Source organism: Clostridium sp. AM28-20LB, from assembly GCF_003480665.1.
Classification (GTDB): Bacteria; Bacillota; Clostridia; order Lachnospirales; family Lachnospiraceae; genus Otoolea; species Otoolea fessa.
The window spans coordinates 426,276-450,533 of record NZ_QUJN01000001.1 but is presented as its reverse complement, the minus strand read 5'-3'; the positions used below and the strand labels follow the sequence as shown (position 1 = coordinate 450,533).

Below are 24,258 nucleotides of genomic sequence, written 5' to 3'. Positions count from 1 at the left end.
AACATGAATATTCGTTTTTATAATGCCCAGATTCTTCCGATGAATGGAAATATGGATATCATCCACGGAGAGGTATGGGTCGAAGGGAACACTATTACATATGTAGGTCCTCATAAGGAATGCGGCAATGTGTGGGACCGTGAGATCGATGCAGAAAAAAATCTCATCATGCCGGGCTTTAAAAATGCACATACGCACACAGCCATGACGTTTCTTCGATCCTATGCGGATGATATGCCGCTGCAGGACTGGCTGACAAAGCAGATCTTCCCGATGGAAGCAAAATTACAGCCGGATGATATCTACTGGCTCTCCAAACTGGGAATCATGGAATACCTGACCAGCGGTATTACCTCCTGCTTTGATATGTATCTGAATACAGAAATGATGGCTAAAGCATCGGTAGAATGTGGATTCCGGAGTGTACTCGTCAGCGGAATCAATGATTTTTCCTCTTCATTGGAGGAAGTGGAGGCAGATTTTAATACCTACAACCAATATGATGAGCTGATCAGGTATTGTCTGGGATTTCATGCAGAATACACTTGTTCCGAAGAACTCTTAAAAAAGATTGCCGAGCTGTCACAGCGCTACAAGGCTCCTGTATTTGCTCATATGTCAGAAACAGAACGGGAAGTGGCAGAGTGTGTACAGCGCCATGGAACTACACCTGCAGCTTATCTGGATTCCCTGGGCTTATTTGAACATGGGGGCGGTGGATATCATTGCATTTGGTTTACCGATGAGGAAATAGAACTCTTCCGCAGGAAAGGACTGACAGCGGTAACCAATCCTGGATCCAACACAAAACTTGCAAGCGGCATCGCCAACACTACGGCATTTTTGAAACACGGAGTCAATATGGCCATCGGCACAGATGGACCAGCCAGCAACAACTGCCTGGATATGTTCCGGGAAATGTTTTTAGTGACGGGACTGGGAAAACTTCATGATCGGGATGCATCTGCAGTACCAGCAGAAGAAGTTCTGAAAATGGCAGTAACCGGCGGTGCAAAAGCAATGGGACTGACAGACTGCGACTGCCTTGCAGAAGGCAAAAAGGCTGATCTGATTATGATCGATCTGAACCAGCCGAATATGCAACCTATCAACAACCCGATGAAAAACCTGGTATACAGCGGAAGCAAACAGAATGTGAAGATGACCATGATCAACGGCAAGATCCTCTATGAAGACCAGAAATTCTTCATTGGGGTGGAGCCAAAGGAAGTTTACAAAAAGGCAAATGAGATCATAACCCGAATGAGACAATCGTAGGTAAAAGCGTTAAATTCCGTTGACAACACATTCTTTATTTGATACTATTTATCAAGTAAATTCAATATTCCATGAGGGAGTAGTTAGCGCGAAAGTGTGGTTTGTCAACATTCTGATTATAGCAACTGTATAATCTGGCAAATCTTAAATAATGAGACTCATGTATATCGATGGACGACAGTTTTTGTATCATGCATAGCTGTCAGTTGATATACATGAGTTTTTCTTTTGTGCATTGATGCAAAAAAGGGAGGACATCGTAATCGACAGTGAGCGGTGAGGGAACATGCATTACATCCAGGAGGAAATGAAAAATGATGCTGTTTTTTAAAGTGTTTTTTACAGAATTTATCGCAGAGATGGGCGATAAAACCCAGCTTATGCTGATTGCTCTCACTTCAAAATATAAGTTGAGAGATATTATACTAGGAACTGCGGCGGCGATTCTTGTTCTGAATGGTCTTGCGGTTCTGGCGGGCGGACTTGTCAGTGAATTTATTCCTGACTGGCTTATTAAGATGATTGCAGCACTTGCATTTTTGTATTTCGCCGCATCGACTCTTGCCGGTGATGATGACGAAGAAGAGGATGAGGACGGTAAATCAAAGATTCAGTTCGCACCCTTAGCTGTTTTTTGTACATTTTTTGTGGCAGAACTGGGAGATAAGACTCAGCTTACAGCCATCACGTTCGGAGCCAATGAAGGCATGAAATCAGCCTTTGTTGTATGGATTGGATGCTCTCTGGGACTTTTTGCAGCGGATATTCTCGGAATGCTGGTTGGATATCTTTTAAAGAGCAAAACTCCCGATGGGCTGCTGAATACACTGGCATTTGTTATTTTTTCCATATTTGGTGCTTTCACACTTCATCAGGGACTGAACATGATGAACGCAAGAGTCTGTCCGATTCCGGTATGGTCGGTATGGATTGCTGCGGCTGTTATTTTTACTGCCTTATGTGCCTGGATCTATATAAAAAGAAAGAAGGAAAATAAATGCGATATTTAAAACCACATTATTATGATAAATTTGTCTGTACAGCAGGAGATTGTCCGGATAGCTGCTGTGCCGGATGGCAGATCGTGATTGATGAAGCCTCTCTGGAGCGATATGGAAATGAAAAGAGCGAGTTCGGAACGCGATTACGCAATTCTATTGACTGGGATGAAGAATGTTTTTACCAGAACAATCGGCGCTGTGCATTTTTAAATGAAGAAAATCTCTGCGATCTTTATAAAGCACTGGGACCAGATTCTCTTTGTGATACCTGCCGGATGTACCCGAGACATACGGAAGAATACGAGGGACTTCGGGAATTATCTCTTTCCCTGTCCTGTCCGGAGGCGGCTAGAATCATTCTTTCCTGTAAAGAACCGGTCCGTTTTCTGGAAGAAGAGGACGATTTGGAGGACGATTTTGAAGAATTCGATTTTATGATGTTTTCCCAGTTGGAAGATACAAGAGATGTTCTGTTTTCGATTTTACAGGATCGATCCCTTCCTCTGACTCTCCGAATGTCGGCATCCGAACAGCTGACAGAACAATATCAGATCCGGGTGGAAGAGCAGAAGGAATATGAAATTGATGAACTTCTGCGAAACTGTGAAGCTCATCATCAGAGAAAAAAACTCCAGGAATTTGTATCAGAAAGTCTTGCTGAAAAAGGCATTGATGCAGCATCTCTCCATCGGTGGGCACGCCAGATAGAAGAATTGCAGGTACTACGCGGTCTGGAACGCCTGCGTCCGGAATGGGATGATGTGCTGGATGGTGCTGAAAAGTGGCTGTATCAGGGAAGTGAGGAAACCTATCATAAAATTTGCGAAGAATTTCATAAGGCATATGGAAGCTTAGGAAGTCACAAAGAAGAATGGGAAAATCTGGGCGAGCAGCTTTTAATGTTTTTTGTCTATACCTATTTTTGCGGGGCTGTCTACGACGATATGGTCTGTTCCAAGATAGAACTGGCATTGTTCTCTGTTCGCTGGATACAGGAATTTCTGATGGTCAGATGGCTGGAAAATGGAAAGAAACTTTCCATGAAGGATGTGGAAGAAATCTCCTGGAGATATGCCCGGGAAGTAGAACATTCCGATGATAACTTAAATGCACTGGAAGACTGGCTTTTTGAGCGGTATGCACCGGTTTAATCACCGAAAGAAGCATATTGCAAAAATGAATCATACGAACAAAAAAGCTCTATTCTATAAAATTGAGCGTACCGTATCTCCGGACGTCAACGAATAGCATAGAGCTTTTGAGTTAAATTTTGCCACATAATGCTTCTGTCATTTTCAGATAATAAGCGAAAGGTAAGCGGCAGCAAACCAAGGTGTTACCGCATAAGGCGCAACAGACCGATTACTTTGCCAAGAATCTGTACTTTATCCACAATAATCGGATCCATGGTTGCATTCTCTGGCTGGAGACGATAGTGACCGTTCTCCTTGAAGAAACGCTTAACGGTAGCTGAATCATCAATGAGTGCAACCACGATCTCGCCATTCTCTGCGACACTGGTCTGTTCCACGATAACACGATCTCCGTCATAGATGCCCACATCGATCATACTATTGCCGCGGACCTTCAGCATAAAAGTTTCGCTGTTCGGAAGCAGTTCTGCCGGAATCGGGAAATAGTTCTCCACATTCTCATCAGCCAGAATCGGCGCACCGGCTGCTACAGTACCGATAAGGGGTACATTCACCAGTTCGCGGCGGGACAGGTTAAAGGTGTCATCAACGATCTCGATGGCTCTCGGTTTCGTCGGATCCCGGTGAATATATCCGTTCTTCTCAAGCTGTTCCAGATGAGAGTGGACAGAAGAGGTAGATTTAAGCTGTACCTTTTCACAAATTTCACGTACCGTCGGCGGATAACCTTTCTTTAAAATGCATGCTTTAATAAATTCCAAGATCTCTTTCTGTTTATCTGTAATACGTCCCTGTGCCATATAGATTCCTCCTGTCGATGAAGTATATAAAATGTTTTTAATATCGGATATACAGTGATTCTGGCAGGATACAAGTCGAACGCCCACCTGATGGGACCAGCAGCTGAATCACTGAAAGGTTTGGCCTATAGTAAGCCCTTATTATATTATATATAGTAACATATGTTCGGGCAAAATGCAAACTATTGTTCGTCTTTATCAATGTTTTCTTTTTTAAGCTGTTCTCTTGCCTGCTCAAGCAGCACTTCCAGACGGGCATTTTCTTTGTCTGCCTGACGAAGGAGTTCCTGCATTTCCCGTTCTTTTTTGAATAGTGCACGCTCCATCGTAAGCTCCGCCTGGGCTTTGCATTGCTGAAGACCCACATCAGCATCCGCTTTTTGTTTTGATAATTCCTGGGTAAGTTCTGTGAGTTTCTGCTGTAATTCTTTATTTTCAGTTTCAAGTGCCAGAATCCGATCGGATGCATGCTGATAGGACTCTGACTTTACCTCCTGTTCCTTCTGAGAGTGAGAGAGAGCAAGTACCGTATCATGAAGCTCCTGTTTGCATTGTAAAAGCTCATTCTTAAGCATTTCTTCTGATTCTTTTGAATGTTCATTTTTCTTCAGCTGATTTTGTGCCTCTTCTAGTTTCTCCTTCAGCATCTGGTTGATCTGCTCCTGGTCAGCAGCACCTTTTCTGAGCGATTCTAGCTGTTCGGTGAGTGTCTGTTCCTGCTTGGTCAGCAAAGCGAACTCCGCATCCATTTTTTTCTTTTCTGCTTGAAGTTGTTCTACTTTTTTCTGTAACTCTGTGAGGCGCAGTTCTTTTCTCTGGAGTTCAGAAGAGAACTCCTCCCGTGCTCTGGCTTCTGCATTCTGGTTCAATTCCAAGCTATACAGATATGCGGAGGTGATGGACTTAACCATGGTTTCAAACTCCTCAATCTCGACACTTCTCCCCGGAATTGAGGATTTGGCTTGATTTAACTCAAACACCTGCATCACATGATCAAAGCCCTGGGCCTGGTTCATTCCTTTTTGTTCGCAAAATGCACGGAAAGCATCCGCTGTATCGGAATCGATTCGAAAGTTTGCCTGTTTAATTTCTCCCATATTCTATATTCTCCAATCTATTTTTTTGTAACTGTTTATGCAACTATTCAGTAGGTCTGCGCATTTACTGCGCTGACCGTACGAAAACATGGGTCAGCAGGCAAAAATCCCATTGCCGTAGGTAATTTTTAATGGATTTTTGCGTGTGACTGTGAAGGTACTGAACAGTTACCTGTTTGTTTAATACCCTGACATTCTTGCTGCGAGATGGTAACGGTTCATACTCATGTAGACAGTTACGCGATATAATACGCTGCTTATCAAACTGATTTCAAAGAAGTGTTTTGCAAAGATCATGCGCCAAGTCTTATAACGTTCGATTTAAACTGAAATTTCAAATTGCGTCATACTTTATTTTATGTATATAGATTATCATGAAACCACAAGGGCGTCAATCTGATTCTGTGATATGTTATATATATGTTATACATAATTATTGTTATACATAGATTATGATTTCGATAGTAAAAATAGGAATGAAACTATCAACTATTCGTGAAAGGATGCTTTCGCGAATAGTTTCATCGACTTTTGTGGTTATATTTGCCAGAAATAGCAGCGCAGTTTTGTGCAATATGTATGATTCCCTATAAAAATCTATATACCTAAAGTATTTAGATTTTTATAGGGAGCAGGTGTCTGCTGCTTACGAGCAGAGCCGCGTTTTCTTACGGCACTTTTGAAACCGAAAATACCGTAAGAAAAGGTGGTGGCAACAGAAATTTGCCGTATTTAAATGCGAAGACACGGAAAATTTCGTTACTGGGCACGTATGCGTGAACAGTAGCAAGCTGCGAACAAATGTTTGCTTTTTTCTTTCGAAACCATTGACAAACATTTGTTCGTATCGTATAATGTAGCTATACAGAACAGATGTTCCTGACATTTTTATAATATTCAAATCTCTTCTCATTCTTTAAGAACAGATTTGAATACAAAAAGACGATTCCAACAAAACACGAGAGGAGAAGATTGCAAATGTATACGTTGAAAAAAGGTGTTATGGTTTTAGCTGTTGTTTTCATCATGCTGCTTTCGGGCTTTTTTGGACGGAGTCTGATGTATGTGATGGCTGAGGAAGAAGCAGATACTAGACCGGAAAAGTACTATACCAGTATTCATCTGAAAGATGGAGATACGCTCTGGAGCATTGCTCAGACATATTGTGCAGATTCGGAGGAGTCAGTTGAAGAGTATGTACGGGAGCTGCGCCAGATGAACAGTCTTTCGGATGACCATATTGACGCAGGGCATTACCTGACCATTCGTTATTATAAATAAATCGTTACCGTTCACATACACGTACACACAACCGATAACAGAGACAGAATCAAATTTATAGAATTTTCCATATTCCTGTCCGTAGTCTGTTCATTTAATCTATTTTCTGGTAGAATAAAGTTTAGCAAGCAGTCTATATCTGATTAAATGACAAGCGACAGAAGAACAGGAGGAAATAAGGATATGAGTATTGTATATCACGAATCATCGAAGATATTTCATTTATATAACCAGACCATCAGCTATATCATGATGGTTCTTCCAAACGGACATATGGGACAGCTGTATTATGGGAAAAAGATTCGTGACAAGGAAGATTTCTCATACCTTCTTGAATTAGCTCCCAGAGACATGGCATCTTATCTCTATGAAAACGATCGCACCTTTTCACTTGGACATATTAAGCTGGAGTACGGTACTTACGGAAGCGGTGATTACCGTCATCCGGCAGTAGAGATTCTCCAGAATGATGGAAGTACCTATTCAGATTTTCAATTTACTGGATATCAGGTTACATCCGGAAAGCCAAAACTGCCAGGACTTCCTGCTACTTATACTGAACAGGACGGGGAAGCTGAAACTCTTATTATTACGTTAAAAGATACCCATACTAATCTGGAGCTGCATCTTTTATATACAATATTTGTCGAGGGCGGTGTCATTGCCCGAAGTGCTTCTATTTCCAATCAGGGAGACATTTCTGTACAGGTTCAGACCGCGATGAGTCTTTGCCTGGATCTTCCTGACCACGATTATGAGTGGATGCAGTTTTCTGGGGCATGGGCGAGAGAGCGCGCACTCCACACACGCAGGCTTGAGTATGGCATTCAGGCGATTGACAGCACCCGGGGACATTCTTCCCATGAGCAGAATCCGTTCATTATTTTAAAACGCCCTTCGGCTGACGAATTTCAGGGAGAAGCCATTGGCTGCAGCTTGATTTACAGCGGTAATTTTCTGGCTCAGGCAGAAGTGGAGTCACATGGAACCACCCGTCTTATGATAGGAATTAATCCGTTTGGCTTTAGCTGGGAGCTGAACCCTGGTGAAACCTTCCAGACTCCGGAGGCAGTGCTTGTTTACTCCTCTCAGGGACTTAACGACATGAGCCAGACTTTTCACCGGCTGTATCGGCGCCGACTGGCAAGGGGGTACTGGCGTGATCGCGAGCGCCCAATCCTGATCAATAACTGGGAGGCAACTTACTTCAATTTTACCGAAGAAAAACTTCTACAGCTGGCTTCCAGAGCGCAGAAATGCGGCATAGAGCTGTTTGTTTTAGATGACGGCTGGTTTGGTGCCAGAAGCAGCTCAAAAGCCGGACTGGGCGACTGGGAGGCAAACCGTGACCGTCTGCCAAACGGTCTTTCCGGACTGGCACAGAAGATAGAAGCGCTTGGCATGAAGTTTGGTCTCTGGATCGAACCGGAGATGGTAAATGCCGATTCCGATTTATTCCGCACGCATCCTGATTGGATCCTCCAGGTTCCAGGGCGAACGCCTTGTCACGGACGTTACCAGTATGTATTGGATTTTTCCCGGCAGGAGATCCTTGATTACATCTATGAAAAGATTGCATCGATTCTGGAAGGCGCCTCCATTTCCTATATCAAGTGGGATATGAACCGAAGTCTCAGTGATGTATGGAGCAGAGGAGTTTCCGCCAGACAGCAGGGAGAAGTATTTCACCGCTATATTCTGGGTGTTTATCAGATGTATGAGCGGCTGACAACACGCTTTCCGGACATTCTGTTCGAATCGTGCGCCAGCGGCGGAGCGCGTTTTGATGCAGGTATGCTGTATTACGCACCGCAGGGATGGCTCAGTGATAATACAGATGCGATTGAACGCCTGCGGATTCAATACGGTACTTCCTATGGTTACCCGATCAGCTCGATGGGATCCCATGTATCTGCTTCTCCGAACCATCAGCTTCATCGTCAGACACCGCTTTGGACACGTGCCAATACCGCGTTCTTCGGAACTTTCGGCTATGAACTGGATCTGGCACAGCTCGGAGAAGATGAGCTATCTGAATTAAAAATTCAGACCGCCTTTATGAAACAGCACCGGTCCCTGATTCAGTATGGTACTTTTTACAGACTTTCCAGTCCGTTTGAAAACAATATCACTGCCTGGATGGTAGTCAGTGAAGACCGCACAGAAGCCCTGGTCGGCTGGTACCGGACACTGAATGTAGCCAATGGTCCGTTTACGCGGCTGTATTTACAGGGACTGGAAGAATCCGATCTTTACAATGTCACGGAATATACAGAAGGACATGAAAGTGCCGTAAGCACCCACTATGGTGACGAACTGATGAATTTAGGACTGATTACCAGTGACGCCTCTTCCGGACAGTATATGGATGGTAGAAGAGAGAGCTGCGACTTTGATTCTCGCCTGTTTTATGTACAAAAGCAGGCTGAATAATAAATAAGATAAAAGCATTGAAAGGGGATGCTCCCGAATCTGGTTTTTAAAGAAGAATCCCTGTAACTGTTCAGTAGGTCTGCGCATTTACTGCGCGTGACTGTGAAGGTACTGAACAGTTACGAATCCCTTTTAATTTAAGTCCGGCGTTTCCCCGTATAATCCCGCTTCCGGCGTTCATTTACGATATGATTCAGAATCCCGCCACCGATAATAATAACGGCTGCCATCATCAGCACACGTTTCGCCCCTTCCTGCGGAAGTGTGCTCTTAGACGCAATCGACGTAGTATTGAATTGAAGGGTATATTCGATTTCATGAGGCGTTCCCATCGCCAGTGTATCCGCCCTGACTGTAAGTTCTTTTGTCAGATCCAAAACAGGGATCGTAAAATGAGAATTTGCGTCCTTGGCACTTTCATTCTCGTATTTTCTATTATCTACCACCATGTAATCATAATTGGAACTGCTCCATGTGATGGATATGTATGCCGTTCCATCTGTCACCGTCAGAAGAGCAGGACTTTGGATCGAAGCCTTTCCGCTTCCTCCAGTCATCGTTACCTCGATGGCATATTCACCATCCTCCAGGGAAAGCAGCGTTCCAGCATCTGCCTGCGCCGTCAACGTCCACCGGCTGCTAAATAAGATACAAATGATTCCCAGAAGAATGAAACCTATTTTTTTCATAGACAGAAAACTCCTTACCCTGTGTTTATAAATTCTTTTTCTTATACAGAAACCAGGACGCAGCAACCGAAAAACACGCCAAATACAGAAGCAGGATCCCAATCGTTGTATAAGAAAATGCCTCATGATTGGCGATGCTGCGAAGCGCCGCACTGGTCTGCGATAACGGCAGATATTCAATCACCTGGCGCAGACCATCCGGCATACTCCGGGCTGAAAAGAATGTATTGCACAGATATGCCATCGGCATAATCACGTAATTCGAAAAGCGCGGCACATCGGCATGGTTTTTGGCATAAAAAGATACCACAACTCCAATTGTGGAAAACACAGATCCGTTTAAAAACATTAGAAGGAACGACCAGCCGTTAAAACAGAGCCCCGTTCCGATCGGCAAAATCAGAAGAATAATCACGGCTCCCGCATATAATCCCCGGAGACTTCCGCCGATGATCTGTCCCGCGATGAACTGCCACAGCGGGGTAGGAGAGATGATGACCTGGTCAAATGCTTTTTCGTACAATCTCTGGACGTTTAAATTCTGGGCGATAGCATTGAAACTGCCATTCATGGTCGTCAGGGCAACCACTCCCGGAATCAGAAAGTTCAGATACGATTGTCCGTGCGACATGGTCTGGATTCCAAGACCAAACACCAGAATATATAAAAGAGGAGCAATCATGGCAGCCAGCGTGATTTTATAAAAATCCCGCCGGAATTCTACCCATTTTTCCCATAACACAGTAAGAATACCCATTTTTACCGGCATTCCAGCTGCTGCCCGATTGTCTCCAGAAATACATCTTCCAATGTCGTACTGCGAAGCGCTGTTTCCTGTTCTGACGCGGACAAATACTGAATTGCCTCCTCCTTTCCATGAAAATAGTGTGATTTCAGCCCATCTGGTGAAGTCTCATCAACCGCATACCGCCCCAGCGTCTCTATCATATGCCCCGGAGCATCTGTTTCCTCCAGACGTCCACCGCACATAAAGCCGACACGGTCACAAAGCGTTTCTGCTTCTTCCATATAATGCGTTGTCAGAAGAATGGTAAGCTTTTGCTGATTTAGCTTTTTCAGAAGATTCCACATCTGACGGCGGACAAATGCATCCATCCCTGCAGTCGGTTCATCCAGAAGAAGGATTTCCGGTTCCGTTAAAAGTGCCCGGCAGACCATCAGCTTCCGCTTCATGCCTCCGGAAAGCTTTCGGACGGTTCTCTTCCGATAATCGATCAACCCGCAGAATTCCAGCAATTCCTCTGACCGCTCCCGAATCTTTTTGATCGGCATATAATAAAGACGTCCCTGATATTCCATAATCTCGTTCATCGTCATATCCTGGCGCATCGAGTATTCCTGCGTAACGACACTGAGTTTTTGTTTCAGCTGGTTTTTCTGACGGGTCAGCAGCTCTCCGTTGATCCAGATTTCACCCGAAGTCGGAAGCAGGAGAGTGGAGAGCATTCCGATGGTGGTCGTTTTTCCGGCACCATTCGGTCCCAAAAGCCCGAAGAACTCGCCTGTCCCAATTTTCAGGTTCAGATCCTCGACCGCCAGAAAATGATCGTATTTTTTTGTCAGATGCTTTAATTCAATCATGGTTCCCTTCCTTCACGACAATAATCGAATAATAACTTGCCCGATCTGGAATTTCATCAATTTTATGATAAATATGCTCCTCTGGCATACCACAATTTTCGATCATGGTACCTGTCATATGCTTTTCTTTCAGGGTCGCCTTGACAAGCGGCATCTTGGAAGCTGCTTTCATCAGAACCTTGGTACCTGGAAGTTCCAGCGCCGCCTCAATATCATAAGTGGACGGAATAATATGAAGCTGTTCTGAGCGGTCAACAAGACTGTCCTGAAGCTTGGCGCTGACCGCGCAGAAGGACGGAATGCCATTAATGATTTCAGTTGCATAACCATGTGCTTTTACAATCCGATGGATATAAATATAGGTACTGTAAATCGTCGGATCTCCGAGCGTGAGGCAGGCAACATCCTTCCCCTGTTCCAGCTGCTCTATAATCTGATTCGAGGCAGCCTGGTATGCTGCATTTAAAACAGCTTTATCTTTTGTCATCGGAGTAGTGAGGTTTAAGCATTCCTTTTCATCCAGATTTTCCACGATCCCACTGGCAATTTTATAGGAAACTGCATTTTCCTTTCCATCCGCCGGTACCGCAATCACCGGGCACTTCTGAATCGTGTCAACTGCCAGATATGTCATGAGCCGCGGATCGCCCGGACCTACTCCTACGCCATATAAGGTTCCTTTTATCATAAACATTTCCTTTCTGTGAAAACTGTGAGAAATTCAAGTGTTCAACTTTTAAAATTTTTGTATGATGCCTTTTTTGCTTTTTTAATAAAGTACGAAATTAGCCTTTTTCAAAAGTAAAAAATTTTGTACTTTATAGTTAGTGGTTAATAAATGGCTTAGATACAAGGATTATAGCATAAAGTACAAAAATTTCAAAATGCACTTTATTTCAGAATGTACTTTATTTCGAAACAGAATAAAGTACATTTTCAAATCGCTTCATTTGAAAAAGGAATGATGCAGACATGTTGAGCGCAGGCTCAATGTGGCCGCATTTTTTTCTTGTTTTCTTATAAAATCCTATTGACAAAATGATCCAGAAGCGCTAATATGATATCATAACATTATATAATGATATATAATCAATCGATTGAAGAGGAATTCGACTAAAGAAGCTGAGGAAATGAAGGTAATAGGGATTGGGGACAATGTATGTGATAAGTACATCCATTTAAAAACCATGTTTCCTGGGGGGCAGGCGCTGAATTTTGCAGCGTATGCCGGAATGCTTGGAGCAGATGCCGCATATTATTTTAATCCGTTTGAACATGATAAGAAAAATGTACGGAATTTAAAAATGTATATGCAGTGACGAAGATAAACAGAGGGAGGAACAGCTATGCGGTTTGCAGCGGTAGGATTCACCTGCATTGATGTATACAAAAACTTAAATATCAGTTACCCGACAGGCAATGGAATCGATCTGATGTTTAATCTGATGGATTTGGTTCCCGAGCTTGTACCGTCCGTGGTGACGGCGATTGGAGATGATGCCTATGGACAGTCTATGCTGGAAGCGTGTCAGAAAAGGAAGGTAGATACCGGACATGTTACCATTGTTCCCGGGGGACAGACGGCAGTGATAGAGATGCTGTTAAATGGCAGAGACCGGGTGCATCACAGGGCGGAAAAAGGAGTCATGATTCCATATCAGCCAACGGGAGAGGATATGGATTTTATCCGGACACAGGATTACATTCATACCGATCTTTCGTGGAATGTGACAGGATTGCTGAAGGACATGAGAAGCAAGGGAACGAAGATCTATTTTGATTTTTCTAAGCGGTATCGGCATGAGGATGTTCCGACCATTCTAAAAAATATCAATTATGGTATTTTTTCATTTGAAGAGGAGACCGAGGAGGTAAGAGAGCTTTTGCGGATGGGCTGTTCCATGGGAGCCGAGGTGCTGCTTGCCACGTTTGGGGAAGGAGGCTCTCTGGCTTTTGACGGAACAGAGTTTTATCGACAGCCGTGCATACCGGCACCGAAGCTGGTGAATACCGTAGGCGCGGGAGATTCCTATGGCGCCGGCTTTATGAGCGGAGTTCTTCGGGGCAGGAGCATACCGGAATGTATGCTTTCCGGCGCGAAAAAGGCTGCTGAGATTGTCAGTATATTTGAACCTTATCATGTGTAAAGGAAGCTTTGGAGAGAAAGGAGTTGTCGTTTCGTGATTATTGATGTACATGTACACCCGGTGTTATTTGGTCCGATCTGTACAGATTCGGACAGGGTGAATTTCAGAAAGAAGGCGTTTGGCCTGTACAAATCATCTCCTGTGCCCATGGAGCAGGTCATGGCTGTGATGGATCATGCCGGAGTGGATCGGGCGGTAATTCTTGCGGAAGATTATTCTGCATCGATGGGACAGCCGATTGTGTCAAACGAAGAAGTAAAGAGGATCGTAGAATTGTTTCCGGAACGCTTTATCGGCTTTGCCAGTGTCGATCCGCGAGAGGAATGTGCGGCAGAAAAACTGAAGGACGCGTTTGAAAAGCTGAATTTGATGGGTCTGAAGCTGAATTTATCCCATTTAAATATGTATCCGGATGACAGACGGTTAAAACCGTTATTAGATCTGTGCACAAAGTATGACAAGTCGGTACTGTTTCACAGCGGCTTCAGCTGGGAACCGGATTCCCCGTCAAAATATACACGTCCGATTTTGTTTGAAGATATCGCCGTGGAATATCCGACGCTTCGGTTCTGCCTGTCGCATCTGGGATGGCCCTGGGTGGATGAGCTGTGCATGCTGTTGTTAAAGTATCCCAATGTTTATACAGATACGGCGACGGTATTTATGGACAGCCCCAAAAACTATTATGAACAGATTTTCTTGAAAAATATGGCTCCGGGATGGCTGCAGAATAATCTGATGGATAAGGTGATGTATGGATCCAACCTCCCCAGATTTCGCCAGGTCAGAACAAAGGACGGTCTGGAAAAACTAAATCTTCGTCCAGATGTGCTGAAAAAAATCCTGGGAGAGAATGCGGAAGTGTTTCTGGGAATGAAAGGAAGAGGCTATGATTATTAAATCTTATACGCATGAAATTGCCAGCAGACAGGAATTTGAAATGGTAAAAATCACAGATCAGGTGCAAAAGGACGTGGCTGCCAGCGGAATCACAGCGGGAGTTGTTTTTGTCATATCCATGCACACGACTACGGCGATTATGATAAATGAAAGCCTTCCCTGTGTGGAAAAGGACATTGAACTGACGCTGGAACGGTTGATACCAACAGACGGAGATTACGTGCATACCCATATGCTTCCAAGCTATGGAACCTGCAGCGGAAATGCCCCGGGACATTTGAAGTCAATGCTTTGCGGAAATCATTGTGTGCTTCCGGTAATAGATGGAAAAACAGCGGGCGGAAGTGCCCAGGATATTTATTTTGTGGAGTTCGATGGACTGAAGATAAGAAAATATACGGTTCAGATCATGGGAGAATAACCTAATTTTTCCTGTAACAGAGAATAGCGCCCTGCTTTGCCAAAGTGAGGCGCTATTCTTCTGCATCGAATTCGATGCCAGTGTGTACACACGATTATAAGTGCTCACCAAAGCAACGGATTCTTTATCAAAAACGAAACATGGATGCTTGTACTTTCTGTAAAAGTTTGCGAAGAAAGGAACGGCATTATATTTGACTAAGAGAAGGTCACTTTACATCCCTCAAAATGGGTAAAGTGACCTTTTTATATTATCTTTTATTTAAGGGGAATCATGTATTAGAAGCAACTTGTGATAAGAAAACTAGGAATGTAACATTTTTAATCCTCTTTTTAAATAAATTGGATTTTTATAATATTATGGTTTTCAGAACTTATTTCTTATCTTTTGGTATTCTCTAGGTGAATATCCTTTTAGCTTGTGGAAGAGTCGGCTGAAATAAAGCTGGTTATCATACCCGACAATCTTAGAAATCTCATTGATGGAATAAGTTGTTGTTTCAAGTAAAATCTGAGCATTGGTGATTCGGATTCCTACTGGATAGTGGATTTGAAAGTCAAAGAACGTTTAACCGAACATTTAAAGAAAGATACAAAATATCGCCGAGTGACTATCGGAGTAAATGCGTGAAAGATATGTTGTTATAAACGGTTCTATTAATGGAAAAGAGCTTTCTGTATCCACAAAGAAAAATCCGGAACGGAAGTTTCAGACGGAAACCCATACCGTTATAGGAAAAGCAGCCGGAGACTTCCAGAACCAACAGAAGATCCAGAAAAATGATCGTGAACAGAGGCTGGCAGGAATCTACTACAACCGAGGAAGAAATGCAGGAGAAGATTAAACGGATGCCGGTTACAGAAGCAAGCCGAATGGCAGTGTACTAAAATTTGGTGGATGTAACTGAAGAAAAAATATGATATAATGTGAGTAACAAGTCGGGATTTATAAAGGAGAATATTGATGAAACTATTTTTATGTTCGCACTTTTCAAGTGTAGGAAGTCTGATAAAGGAAGAAATTGAAAATAAGAAAGTCGCATTTATTCCAACAGCTTCACTGCGTGAAGGCTACACCGGTTATGTCGGCTCGGCTCGAAAATTATTCAAAAAGTTGGGAGCAATCGTAACTGAAATTGATATTTCAACGGAGGCTTATTCAACGATACAGTCTGTTTTTGAAGAAGCAGATGTGATATATTTTACCGGCGGAAATTCTTTCTTTCTTATGGACCAGCTCCGTAAAACGGGAACTGATGGACTGCTGAAAAAGGAATTGGCAAATGGAAAATTGATGATCGGCGAGTCGGCAGGCGCAATTATATGCGCTCCAAGCATCCAATATATCGAGCAAATGGATGAAAAGCCGGAGGACTACTCACAAGAAGATGATGCAGGGATTGATTTGATTGATTTCTATGTTCTTCCGCATTATCTTACAGCACCATTTAAGAAAGTTACCGAGAAAATAATGACTGAGTTTTCGGATTTGAATCTATGCCCAATTAACAACCGTCAGGGAATTGTAATTGATGGTGAAGATTCAAAGGTTATTTGCAAAGACTAATTTGAAAATTCCAGTTTGCCGATGCTAAAAGGTTAAAACAGAATATCGCGGAGACGATGGACTATACGATTTATTAAAATATATTATCTATGCGAGTTTCTACATAATTGTGATTAAAACGGGTATGGATTTCTATGGGTATAAGCGCTTTCCGAAACTATACGAATCGTATTCTGCACCGTGGTATACAGAAGCATTACTGTATATCGCTGCCTCGCTTTTCGTGATTGTCGTATGTTTTGTGCTCAGAGTAATCATTGGACGAAAGATGAAGAAGAGGTGAGCTATATGTTTATGCTGTTTGAGTTTATGTTTCCGATTATCTTCGTAATGGTTTTTGGCATGATCATCTTCCAGTTTGTGACAGGAATCGGAACATGGCATAAAAACAATCAGTCACCGCGTTTGTCGGTGAGTGCAACCATCGTCGCAAAGCGTGAAAATATCACACATCATAGCCATGCAAATGCGGGTGACCTGTCTGGAACTCATGGCTACCATTCGACTTCAAGTACCAGCTACTATGTCACGTTTCAGGTAGAGAGCGGTGACCGGATGGAACTGTCGGTTTCTGGCAGAGAATATGGAATGCTGGCGGAAGGCGACATTGGGAAACTTACGTTTCAGGGAACGAGATATCTGTCATTTGAGCGCGTGTGATTCTGGAGGTGATAGTGTGAAAGGAAGTAGACGAGGAGGTGATTTTAAGAAAAAGTTTATGTCAATTCAAGTTAACGAATCCAGAATTAATGTCGCGATGGTCTTCTAATAATGAAGAACCAATGTCACATTATTTAAATAATTCATGTTACCGAGCACTCTGGAAATGCCCTGATTGTGGTGGCGAATATATAAGTTCTATTCGAGATATGGCAACGGGAAACGTGGATTGTGTGTATTGTTCAATGAAAGAAGTTCTTCCGGGTGTTAATTCCTTTGCCGTATTGCATCCGGATTTAATGAATGAGTGGAACCATTTGGATAACTATTTGTTATGTGATCCTGATCAGATTTTGGATAATTGCATAACACCTGTTTGTTGGACATGCCCAGTGTGTGCACACGATTATAAGTGCTCACCAAAGCAACGGATTCTTTATCAAAAACGAAACATGGATGCTTGTACTTTCTGTAAAAGTTTGCGAAGAAAGGAACGGCATTATATTTGACTAAGAGAAGGTCACTTTACATCCCTCAAAATGGATAAAGCGACCTTTAACATCAATTATGCGACGGGGGACAGCTCGGCTTCTGGAACAAACAAGACGGCAGAAACAGAGCAGGCCACACAGGCTGTTACGCAGGCAGCTTCTCAGCAGACCAACACGGAATCCTATATCCTCAATACCAATACAAAGAATTTTCATCGGCCGTCCTGTTCATCGGTCAAACAGATGAAGGAGAGCAATAAAAAATCCTCATCAGAGAGTAGGGATGCGCTGATTGCTGCAGGTTATGATCCGTGTAAAAAATGCAATCCGTAAAAATGTGTCAGATATTTAAAAAATATGGAAGAGGAAGGTTGTAGTTCTATATTGCAATACTTCTTCTTTGCGCATATTGGATATGCTGTTGAGGGCGACTGTTGCACGCAGAAGATAAGTTGCGTCGGTCTGCGATAATGTGCTGTTTGTATAAGGAAAAGGACAAGGAGTTATGATGAATTTTAGTGGGATATTGATTGGTGTGCTTACCTTTTTTCTGATTGGATTGTTCCATCCTATTGTTATATATGCGGAGTATTACTTTGGAAGCCGCTGTTGGCCGGTATTTTTGCTGGTGGGCATTTTGTGTATGATTCTATCCGTAAGAATGCAGGAAATACTTTTGTCGGTTTCCCTGGGTGTTTTGGGCGTCAGTTGCTTTTGGAGCATTAAGGAACTGAAAGAACAGGAAAAAAGAGTGGCAAAAGGATGGTTCCCGAAGCGGAAGGTGGATAAGCACTAAAGAAGAAAGCGGGGAGATGAGAAGATGGCGGTATGGAGATTACAGGTGAATACTGGAGGAGCGAACGTTGCGGATTATTGCTTGCAAAACCATGTTGCAGCACTTTGGGCTGGCAAGGTACTTGCTATGGAACGTTTACGAAATGAGAGATAGAGCGTATGGAAATAATCTATACGTTGTCAACGCACCATAGCGTTTACTATACGTTCTATTTTTTGCCTTTTTAAGAAAAGTGATTAAAAAACTATTGACAATTTGTTACTGGGAGAGATAGAGAGTGCGTTTTGATGAACTTTTTGAAATGAGAAAACTGACAGGAATAAAATTAAAGGACTACATCAGTGGCAATGGATTCTCTAAGGTATCGTTCTGCAAAAAGACAGAAATTTATCGACCTACTTTAGATAAAATTTTAAATGGCGAGATAGATAGTAAAAGCTCATTCGATAAGCATTTGAATAAAATTTTTACCAGTTTGGGCATTGGCCCGGATACTTTGATGGAATTTTCAACGAAAACGCAAAGCGTAGATGCGATGTACTCGCAAAAGGCTCTGATAAATTATCAAATGAATGATAAGACAAAGATGGAGTATGATCTGTTGCAGGATATTTTAAACCTTTGCAGTGTTTATTATTAGAGGCAGAAGGCTATGAGTGAACAAACTACAGCAGCCAACTTAGACGAAGTTATTGAGACACAGATGAAGCAGAGTGAGAGTGCTTGAACTAGGAAAACCGATGGCATAGACTATAAGCAGTCGAGGTCATCGGTTTTTACTTGGCAAATATGAATTTTAAACTTTATTTTAGCAAAATACTATTTTCACTTTACACGGAAATAAAGTACGAAATTAGCCTTTTTTACCTAAAAATTTTTTTTACTTTTTGCCTTTTTTGCCCTTTACTCTTTTTCTCTCAGCTGCACCTTATTCCTTGCGCTTCGCCGCCGTTCATCCTCCAGCGCCGCATAATGCTTCTTCGTCGTATTGACATCACTGTGTCCCAAAACATCCGCGACGAGGTAAATATCGCCGGTTTCACGGTACAGATTAGTGCCGTAGGTGCTGCGGAGCTTATGTGGCGTGATCTTTTTTAGCGGTGTGACGAGCTGTGCGTATTTTTTGACCATTTTTTCCACACTGCGTACGTTAATGCGCTTACGCTGCATGGAGAGGAAGAGTGCTTCTTCGCTGCCTTCCTCTGGGACAATATGTTCACGCTCGCTGAGATAGTCCTGAAGCGCATATTCTACCTCGGCACCAAAATATACGATGACTTCCTTTCCGCCTTTTCGATGAATCCTAAGACCACCGTTTCGGAAATCAACATCGTTGATATTCAGTCCGACACATTCTGATACACGAAGCCCCGTACCAAGCAGAAGCGTCATCATCGCCAGATCTCGCAGCTTGGTCTTTGCATGGTAGGCTTTCTGTTTTTCGGTCAGACATTCGCCATCCTCAACCTCATCCAGGAAACGCGCCACCTCGTCAACATCGAGGCGTATAATTTCTTTTTCATGAATCTTGGGAAGCTGCAGAAGAGAAGCGGGGTTATTCTGAATCCGCTCGGTCCGGTAAAAGTAGTTGTAAAAGCTCTTAACCGTCGAGACTTTCCGCATGATACCACGCTCTGTATTCATCAGATCCTCACGTTTTTCGGTCGAATAACATTTCAGATACTCCATATATTCTTCCAGATCCATCAATTTGATTTCATCCAGAAGAGAGAGCGGCAAATCGCGCAGCTTCTTTGATTTAAGCTCTGGATTTGCTTGTTTCAGGAAATCAAAAAATGTCTTTAAATCATAGGCATACGCAAGCCGGGTGCGCGCCGATGTACGTGGTTCAATACCGCGGAAGAAATCGGTACAGAACGGTGGCAGCTCTTTCAGAATGCCTCGGATTCGTTTTGTATTTTCGATGTCTTCCTGTTCGTGGTAGGAGAGTGCAGCCATATCACAATTCCTCCTTTGGTGATGATGAAAGGTCCGAATGTATCAAATTTTTCAGGTGTCGATCGGTCCGTTCCGGCCATCCGGGATTGTTTCCATCAATAATCGCATGGAAAAAGCGATCCTTTACCCCCGGTGAATCATGGTTGAGTTTCCTTGTTAATTGTTTCACATACTCGCGTTTTGTTTTTCCATCTACGGGACATGGATTTTTACAGACAGGAAGATGATATTTGTTTTTAAATCCGATCACATCGGCTTCCTGGACATACATCAGCGGGCGGATCAGCGTCAATCCCGTTTTGTCCAAATGGGTTTTCGGCGAGAAGGAATAGAAACGCCCCTCATAAATTAAGGATAAAAGCATGGTTTCGATCAGATCGTCACGGTGATGTGCATAGGCGATTTTATTACAGCCAAGTTTCAGTGCCGCTTCATTTAAAGCGCCTTTTCGCATCTTGGCACAGAGCGCACATGGATTGGATTCCTGACGGGTTTCAAAGAGAATCTTGCCGATTTCCGTCGGGACGACCGTGTAGGGCACGTTTAATTCATCACAAAGCTCCTGAACCGGTTTTAAATCAAATGCAGCCGCATCCGATGAAAGCGTCGGCGACAACCGGTTCGAAACCTCCGGAGAAAGTGCCTGAAAGCCCAGATCAACTGTAATAGCACAAAGTTCAAATGGTTCCGGGTAAAACCGGCGAAGCCCCTGTAAAGCATATAAAAGTGTCAGGCTGTCTTTACCGCCAGAAATACCGATAGCTATTTTATCGCCGGATTGAATCAGACGATAGTCATCAACCGCCTGGCGGGTTAAACTTAGAAGACGTTGAAGTTTCATGAGAACATCCTTTCAAATATAACGAATGAATAGTTTAGCAAATAGATTAAGTGCATACACATATTTATATTTCAAACTATTCGATAAAGTAGGCTTTCACGAATAGTTATGTCCATCTTCCTATCATACCATGTTTCCCTTTATTTGTAAATAAATCTTTTTACGAATTATTCAATATCGTATTTCAGCATAAAAACAAACCTAAACACAAAATGGATGGATGCCGCCTTTACCATTTACCAGCAAACACTCCAGCAAAAAACAAAGGCAACATCCATCCAGCTCAAAATCCCTTATGACTAATTCATATTCATTTTATTCTTTATTCACTTCTTAATCCAAAAACGCCCGGTAATACGGCCAGACCGCATGAACCTTTCCGACCGTTACATTGCTTGCACTGCCGGATTCATGTACGCCCAGTATGGTTCCGTCTGCGTTCCAGCCTAAAAACATTACAACGTGCGAATCACCGCCAAGCTGGACAAGCAAGTCGCCCGGCTGAAGCTCTGCGCTGTTGATCGCCCGTCCTGTCCGCACAATCTCGTAGGTGCTGGCGGCACCCATTCTATTGCCAAGCGCGGTCCAGTATACCCAGTTGACCCATCCAGAACAGTCAAGCCCTGACAAAATCCGTCCCTTGTAATCCGGGCTTGTCACGCTGGCAAAATGATTGCCGGAAAGTCCTGCTGTACTCGGTTTTCCTCCATAATAATATGGAATCTTGCCAACGGAATTGAGCGCGCATGTGATAACGGCACGCCGCTCCGGTGATAAATCCTCTGGAAGTAAATCCAGGTAAGACGCAATTTCTGCCGGTGTCAGCGGATTCCCGAGTGCAAACTCTGAACTGGCAAGCCCGTACATTCCCTGCCAATCCTGAGCAGCGAGTGTCTGGGCGGCTGTCTGTTTTTCTTCCGTCCAACCCTGCCAGTTCCCGACAGCCTGATTTCCCGTTCCATCGAGTGCAAACAGATTATGCTTCTCTTTCAGACCGGTTGTCTTAACGGTAATGGTCAGATCAACATGTCCCGGGCAATATTTTCCGTTTTCATTTAATGTAACTGCCGCAGCGCTCTCCGCACTGAACGTCGCCTCTGACGGGGACGCAGCCGCTTTTGATTCGGCTGCCTGCTCCTGTGTGGAAGCCCCCGGTCCCTGTGCCGGTTTGACATAATTATTTGCTGTGGATGCCGCCTCGCTCTCCGTTAACGGCTCCTCTGCCGCTGTCTGACTGTCTCCTGCGCCCTGGGCATCTAAAGCCTCCGAGGATGCCTCTCCTGCTGCACTGCCGCTCTCCACATCGTCATCTGCTGTTTCCTCTGTTGCCGGCTCGTCCGGCAGTTCTGTACAGCCCTCACAGTAATACACATTGCTAATGCTCACGTGGTACTGGTGGGAACTGGTCCAGAGCTGATTGATATAGGTATTGAACAGGTCTGTATTTTTCCAGTCAAGGCTGTATGTATATACATTTGCCATGGACAAAATATCGGTCGCATTGGATGCGAGGGACGTCGGCCTTCCGTCTCCGTCGCATATCTGGAAACGGATATTTTTCCAAGTTGGAACTACCCAGCTCGCCGGATCCTGCGCGTTATGCTCTGGATTGGAGGGATCATAGCTGCCGAGTACCTGTGCAGCTGGCAGCCCCATTTTCTGGGAAGCCGTAAGCGGTGTCGTCTGGATCCACCCGTAGATCTCCGATATCCACTGTGCATCCCGCGTTCCAAGCGCTTCGTACATCTTCGCGCCCCAGGTATCTTCTGTCCCCATACTCCGGAATCGTTTTGCAAGTTTATACCATGGAAGAGACTCAAATGCCGCCAATGGATCAGACAGATCAACAGCGCTCTCTTCCGTCCGGAGCGCCATCAGGTTATACTCCGTTTCCGACGGAACATATTCTTCTGAGTCTGCCCCCAGACCATTTAAAAATCGGGATGCCATGTGAATCGGGTGTACCATTTTCTTCATCAGACGGTCGCAGAAGGATTCGTCTGTATCATTTTGTGTCTCCTGGTCTAAAATTCCATCTGCAATCACAACTTTATCAGCAGGCACACCGACTGATAAATCCACCTCCGGGCGCACTGCTTCGGCAATCCCGCACAATAAAATACCCGATGCCGCCATGAGCGCCATTCGGATTATATAAGAATGTCTTTCTTTCATCATCATTTTCTTCATGTATCTACATTCAAAATCTTAAGTAACTATTTTGTTTTTATACCCCAACGCAATCTCATCTTCAAAACATCCAGGCGCAAAAAACCGGTGCGTCCTTTCTGATTCTTCACCAGAAATTCAAACACACCGGTTTTAATTATACTTTTATGCGTTCTCGTTTATCTTAAGAAATTCTTGTTTCTTTTTGGCGAATTCCTTAATAATTTCTACGGCACCGTCGATGCCTACGACACTGCTGTTGATGCAGAGGTTATAGCTCTTGGAGCTGCCCCAGCGTTTGCTGGAATAATAGTTATAATAACCAGAACGCTGCTTATCGGTCTTGATCATCACATCTTTTGCCTTATCGCGGGTAATATTGTGACGTTTCATCAATTCCTGAATCTTCACTTCCTCATCTGCACAGATGAAAACAGACACTACGTTCGGATAATCTGCCAGCGCATAGTCCGCACACCGTCCTACAATGACACAGGATTCTTCATCTGCCAGTTTCTTGATCGTGTCAAACTGTGCCAGGAAAATCTTGTGGTTGATCGGCATATCCATATAAGCCGATGTATTGTAACCCATCGAATATGTGTCCATTACCAGTGAATATAAGAAACTGTTGGTTGGTTTCTCATCATGCGTCTTAAAAAGCTCTTCACAGAGACCACTATTCTTCGCTGCCAGTGCAAGAAGCTCTTTATCGTAGCACTTGATTCCCAATGATTCCGCCAGTTTTCGTCCAATTGCTCTTCCGGAGCTGCCGCATTCGCGACCGATTGTAATTACTAAATTCCGTTTCATGTCTCCCTCAACTCCTTTCAAGTTCTGCCTTTATTATAACACAAGCTATCTGAAAAGTCATTATTATTTCGGAATAAAAGGTATTTCTTGGCAACGCAGAAATAAACTATCTGAAAAGAATGTGTATACAAATCTGAACAATCTTACTATTCACGCTGCT

24 protein-coding genes and 1 pseudogene are annotated in these 24,258 nt (G+C 43.6%); 14 read left to right on the top strand and 11 right to left on the bottom strand.

Annotated elements, in window-relative coordinates; genetic code table 11:
• Positions 1 to 3 precede the first annotated feature (3 nt).
• The 3 genes from DW739_RS02060 (at position 4) to fliB (ending at position 3,430) form a co-directional block, all read left to right on the top strand.
• Complete coding sequence (locus DW739_RS02060) at positions 4 to 1,278, top strand: amidohydrolase (protein ID WP_118472349.1); 1,275 nt, start codon at positions 4 to 6, stop codon at positions 1,276 to 1,278.
• 314 nt (positions 1,279 to 1,592) lie between these two features.
• Complete coding sequence (locus DW739_RS02055) at positions 1,593 to 2,288, top strand: TMEM165/GDT1 family protein (RefSeq protein ID WP_118742545.1); 696 nt, start codon at positions 1,593 to 1,595, stop codon at positions 2,286 to 2,288.
• On the top strand, positions 2,276 to 3,430 hold the full coding sequence (gene fliB, locus DW739_RS02050; protein ID WP_118742544.1) for a flagellin lysine-N-methylase: 1,155 nt from the start codon (positions 2,276 to 2,278) through the stop codon (positions 3,428 to 3,430). The genes DW739_RS02055 and fliB overlap by 13 nt, the downstream gene beginning before the upstream one ends.
• A 185-nt stretch (positions 3,431 to 3,615) precedes the next feature.
• Here fliB and lexA read toward each other — a convergent pair whose 3' ends face one another.
• On the bottom strand, positions 3,616 to 4,233 hold the full coding sequence (gene lexA / locus DW739_RS02045; RefSeq protein ID WP_022359416.1) for a transcriptional repressor LexA: 618 nt from the start codon (positions 4,231 to 4,233) through the stop codon (positions 3,616 to 3,618).
• 182 nt (positions 4,234 to 4,415) lie between these two features.
• Positions 4,416 to 5,330, bottom strand: coding sequence for a hypothetical protein (locus DW739_RS02040; RefSeq protein WP_118742543.1), 915 nt, complete (start codon positions 5,328 to 5,330; stop codon positions 4,416 to 4,418).
• Positions 5,331 to 6,308: 978 nt separating this feature from the next.
• Between DW739_RS02040 and DW739_RS02035 the strand changes: the two genes are divergently transcribed.
• Both DW739_RS02035 and DW739_RS02030 read left to right on the top strand, forming a co-directional pair.
• Positions 6,309 to 6,611: a LysM peptidoglycan-binding domain-containing protein gene (locus tag DW739_RS02035; protein ID WP_022359414.1), complete on the top strand. Its 303-nt coding sequence runs from the start codon at positions 6,309 to 6,311 to the stop codon at positions 6,609 to 6,611.
• 183 nt (positions 6,612 to 6,794) lie between these two features.
• Positions 6,795 to 9,044 carry an alpha-galactosidase gene (locus tag DW739_RS02030; protein ID WP_106999887.1) on the top strand — a complete coding sequence of 750 codons (2,250 nt, stop codon included), beginning with the start codon at positions 6,795 to 6,797 and terminating at the stop codon, positions 9,042 to 9,044.
• Between the two features lie 137 nt (positions 9,045 to 9,181).
• Here DW739_RS02030 and DW739_RS02025 read toward each other — a convergent pair whose 3' ends face one another.
• Genes DW739_RS02025 through cobI form a run of 4 tightly spaced genes read right to left on the bottom strand, consistent with a single transcriptional unit; the run spans position 9,182 to position 12,023 of the window.
• Positions 9,182 to 9,733 (bottom strand): hypothetical protein, encoded by a 552-nt coding sequence (locus DW739_RS02025; RefSeq protein WP_118742542.1) that lies wholly within the window; start codon positions 9,731 to 9,733, stop codon positions 9,182 to 9,184.
• Between the two features lie 25 nt (positions 9,734 to 9,758).
• Positions 9,759 to 10,502, bottom strand: a complete 744-nt coding sequence (locus DW739_RS02020; RefSeq protein ID WP_243021941.1) for an ABC transporter permease — start codon at positions 10,500 to 10,502, stop codon at positions 9,759 to 9,761.
• Positions 10,493 to 11,335: an ABC transporter ATP-binding protein gene (locus tag DW739_RS02015; RefSeq protein ID WP_118742541.1), complete on the bottom strand. Its 843-nt coding sequence runs from the start codon at positions 11,333 to 11,335 to the stop codon at positions 10,493 to 10,495. The genes DW739_RS02020 and DW739_RS02015 overlap by 10 nt, the downstream gene beginning before the upstream one ends.
• Positions 11,328 to 12,023 (bottom strand): precorrin-2 C(20)-methyltransferase, encoded by a 696-nt coding sequence (cobI, locus tag DW739_RS02010; RefSeq protein ID WP_265104113.1) that lies wholly within the window; start codon positions 12,021 to 12,023, stop codon positions 11,328 to 11,330. The genes DW739_RS02015 and cobI overlap by 8 nt, the downstream gene beginning before the upstream one ends.
• A gap of 658 nt (positions 12,024 to 12,681) precedes the next feature.
• Between cobI and DW739_RS02000 the strand changes: the two genes are divergently transcribed.
• The 3 genes from DW739_RS02000 to DW739_RS01990 are packed head-to-tail and all read left to right on the top strand — an operon-like array spanning position 12,682 to position 14,803.
• Positions 12,682 to 13,482 (top strand): PfkB family carbohydrate kinase, encoded by an 801-nt coding sequence (locus tag DW739_RS02000; protein WP_118491397.1) that lies wholly within the window; start codon positions 12,682 to 12,684, stop codon positions 13,480 to 13,482.
• Between the two features lie 33 nt (positions 13,483 to 13,515).
• Positions 13,516 to 14,382, top strand: a complete 867-nt coding sequence (locus tag DW739_RS01995) for an amidohydrolase family protein (protein WP_106999877.1) — start codon at positions 13,516 to 13,518, stop codon at positions 14,380 to 14,382.
• Positions 14,372 to 14,803 carry a secondary thiamine-phosphate synthase enzyme YjbQ gene (locus DW739_RS01990; protein WP_106999876.1) on the top strand — a complete coding sequence of 144 codons (432 nt, stop codon included), beginning with the start codon at positions 14,372 to 14,374 and terminating at the stop codon, positions 14,801 to 14,803. Before DW739_RS01995 ends, DW739_RS01990 begins: the two co-directional genes overlap by 11 nt.
• A gap of 366 nt (positions 14,804 to 15,169) precedes the next feature.
• Here the strand turns inward: DW739_RS01990 and DW739_RS01985 are convergent, their stop codons facing one another.
• Positions 15,170 to 15,328 carry a helix-turn-helix domain-containing protein gene (locus DW739_RS01985; RefSeq protein WP_333489807.1) on the bottom strand — a complete coding sequence of 53 codons (159 nt, stop codon included), beginning with the start codon at positions 15,326 to 15,328 and terminating at the stop codon, positions 15,170 to 15,172.
• Between the two features lie 11 nt (positions 15,329 to 15,339).
• Between DW739_RS01985 and DW739_RS01980 the strand changes: the two are divergent.
• From DW739_RS01980 to DW739_RS01940, 6 genes and pseudogenes are all read left to right on the top strand, one after another.
• Positions 15,340 to 15,450 (top strand): annotated as a pseudogene (locus DW739_RS01980) (AraC family transcriptional regulator); the annotation flags it as partial.
• A gap of 316 nt (positions 15,451 to 15,766) precedes the next feature.
• Positions 15,767 to 16,369 (top strand): Type 1 glutamine amidotransferase-like domain-containing protein, encoded by a 603-nt coding sequence (locus DW739_RS01970; RefSeq protein WP_007888235.1) that lies wholly within the window; start codon positions 15,767 to 15,769, stop codon positions 16,367 to 16,369.
• A gap of 288 nt (positions 16,370 to 16,657) precedes the next feature.
• The gene (locus tag DW739_RS01960) at positions 16,658 to 17,029 is read left to right on the top strand and encodes a DUF2500 domain-containing protein (RefSeq protein WP_106999873.1); all 372 of its coding nucleotides are present in this window, start codon (positions 16,658 to 16,660) and stop codon (positions 17,027 to 17,029) included.
• Between the two features lie 539 nt (positions 17,030 to 17,568).
• The gene (locus DW739_RS01950) at positions 17,569 to 17,853 is read left to right on the top strand and encodes an Ada metal-binding domain-containing protein (protein ID WP_118742538.1); all 285 of its coding nucleotides are present in this window, start codon (positions 17,569 to 17,571) and stop codon (positions 17,851 to 17,853) included.
• A gap of 175 nt (positions 17,854 to 18,028) precedes the next feature.
• A complete protein-coding gene (locus tag DW739_RS01945) occupies positions 18,029 to 18,316 on the top strand; it encodes a DUF4491 family protein (RefSeq protein ID WP_118742537.1) in 288 nt (95 codons plus the stop codon).
• A gap of 277 nt (positions 18,317 to 18,593) precedes the next feature.
• Positions 18,594 to 18,956: a helix-turn-helix transcriptional regulator gene (locus DW739_RS01940; RefSeq protein WP_118742536.1), complete on the top strand. Its 363-nt coding sequence runs from the start codon at positions 18,594 to 18,596 to the stop codon at positions 18,954 to 18,956.
• A gap of 263 nt (positions 18,957 to 19,219) precedes the next feature.
• Here the strand turns inward: DW739_RS01940 and DW739_RS01935 are convergent, their stop codons facing one another.
• From DW739_RS01935 to DW739_RS01920, 4 genes are all read right to left on the bottom strand, one after another.
• Positions 19,220 to 20,275, bottom strand: coding sequence for a tyrosine-type recombinase/integrase (locus DW739_RS01935; RefSeq protein ID WP_022358642.1), 1,056 nt, complete (start codon positions 20,273 to 20,275; stop codon positions 19,220 to 19,222).
• A gap of 1 nt (position 20,276) precedes the next feature.
• The gene (locus DW739_RS01930) at positions 20,277 to 21,116 is read right to left on the bottom strand and encodes a tRNA 2-thiocytidine biosynthesis TtcA family protein (protein ID WP_022358643.1); all 840 of its coding nucleotides are present in this window, start codon (positions 21,114 to 21,116) and stop codon (positions 20,277 to 20,279) included.
• Positions 21,117 to 21,449: 333 nt separating this feature from the next.
• The gene (locus tag DW739_RS01925; protein WP_118742535.1) at positions 21,450 to 23,306 is read right to left on the bottom strand and encodes an NlpC/P60 family protein; all 1,857 of its coding nucleotides are present in this window, start codon (positions 23,304 to 23,306) and stop codon (positions 21,450 to 21,452) included.
• A 144-nt stretch (positions 23,307 to 23,450) separates the two neighbouring features.
• On the bottom strand, positions 23,451 to 24,098 hold the full coding sequence (locus DW739_RS01920; RefSeq protein ID WP_118695678.1) for a cytidylate kinase-like family protein: 648 nt from the start codon (positions 24,096 to 24,098) through the stop codon (positions 23,451 to 23,453).
• Positions 24,099 to 24,258: the final 160 nt, after the last annotated feature.

Excerpts from the sequence above, each read along its gene's own strand:
- DW739_RS02060 (WP_118472349.1), top strand. The coding sequence starts at position 4 with ATGAATATTCGTTTTTATAATGCCCAGATTCTTCCGATGAATGGAAAT.
- DW739_RS02055 (WP_118742545.1), top strand. The coding sequence starts at position 1,593 with ATGATGCTGTTTTTTAAAGTGTTTTTTACAGAATTTATCGCAGAGATG.
- fliB (WP_118742544.1), top strand. The coding sequence starts at position 2,276 with ATGCGATATTTAAAACCACATTATTATGATAAATTTGTCTGTACAGCA.
- lexA (WP_022359416.1), bottom strand. The coding sequence starts at position 4,233 with ATGGCACAGGGACGTATTACAGATAAACAGAAAGAGATCTTGGAATTT.
- DW739_RS02040 (WP_118742543.1), bottom strand. The coding sequence starts at position 5,330 with ATGGGAGAAATTAAACAGGCAAACTTTCGAATCGATTCCGATACAGCG.
- DW739_RS02035 (WP_022359414.1), top strand. The coding sequence starts at position 6,309 with ATGTATACGTTGAAAAAAGGTGTTATGGTTTTAGCTGTTGTTTTCATC.
- DW739_RS02030 (WP_106999887.1), top strand. The coding sequence starts at position 6,795 with ATGAGTATTGTATATCACGAATCATCGAAGATATTTCATTTATATAAC.
- DW739_RS02025 (WP_118742542.1), bottom strand. The coding sequence starts at position 9,733 with ATGAAAAAAATAGGTTTCATTCTTCTGGGAATCATTTGTATCTTATTT.
- DW739_RS02020 (WP_243021941.1), bottom strand. The coding sequence starts at position 10,502 with ATGCCGGTAAAAATGGGTATTCTTACTGTGTTATGGGAAAAATGGGTA.
- DW739_RS02015 (WP_118742541.1), bottom strand. The coding sequence starts at position 11,335 with ATGATTGAATTAAAGCATCTGACAAAAAAATACGATCATTTTCTGGCG.
- cobI (WP_265104113.1), bottom strand. The coding sequence starts at position 12,023 with ATGATAAAAGGAACCTTATATGGCGTAGGAGTAGGTCCGGGCGATCCG.
- DW739_RS02000 (WP_118491397.1), top strand. The coding sequence starts at position 12,682 with ATGCGGTTTGCAGCGGTAGGATTCACCTGCATTGATGTATACAAAAAC.
- DW739_RS01990 (WP_106999876.1), top strand. The coding sequence starts at position 14,372 with ATGATTATTAAATCTTATACGCATGAAATTGCCAGCAGACAGGAATTT.
- DW739_RS01970 (WP_007888235.1), top strand. The coding sequence starts at position 15,767 with ATGAAACTATTTTTATGTTCGCACTTTTCAAGTGTAGGAAGTCTGATA.
- DW739_RS01960 (WP_106999873.1), top strand. The coding sequence starts at position 16,658 with ATGTTTATGCTGTTTGAGTTTATGTTTCCGATTATCTTCGTAATGGTT.
- DW739_RS01950 (WP_118742538.1), top strand. The coding sequence starts at position 17,569 with ATGGATAAAGCGACCTTTAACATCAATTATGCGACGGGGGACAGCTCG.
- DW739_RS01945 (WP_118742537.1), top strand. The coding sequence starts at position 18,029 with ATGAATTTTAGTGGGATATTGATTGGTGTGCTTACCTTTTTTCTGATT.
- DW739_RS01935 (WP_022358642.1), bottom strand. The coding sequence starts at position 20,275 with ATGGCTGCACTCTCCTACCACGAACAGGAAGACATCGAAAATACAAAA.
- DW739_RS01930 (WP_022358643.1), bottom strand. The coding sequence starts at position 21,116 with ATGAAACTTCAACGTCTTCTAAGTTTAACCCGCCAGGCGGTTGATGAC.
- DW739_RS01925 (WP_118742535.1), bottom strand. The coding sequence starts at position 23,306 with ATGAAGAAAATGATGATGAAAGAAAGACATTCTTATATAATCCGAATG.
- DW739_RS01920 (WP_118695678.1), bottom strand. The coding sequence starts at position 24,098 with ATGAAACGGAATTTAGTAATTACAATCGGTCGCGAATGCGGCAGCTCC.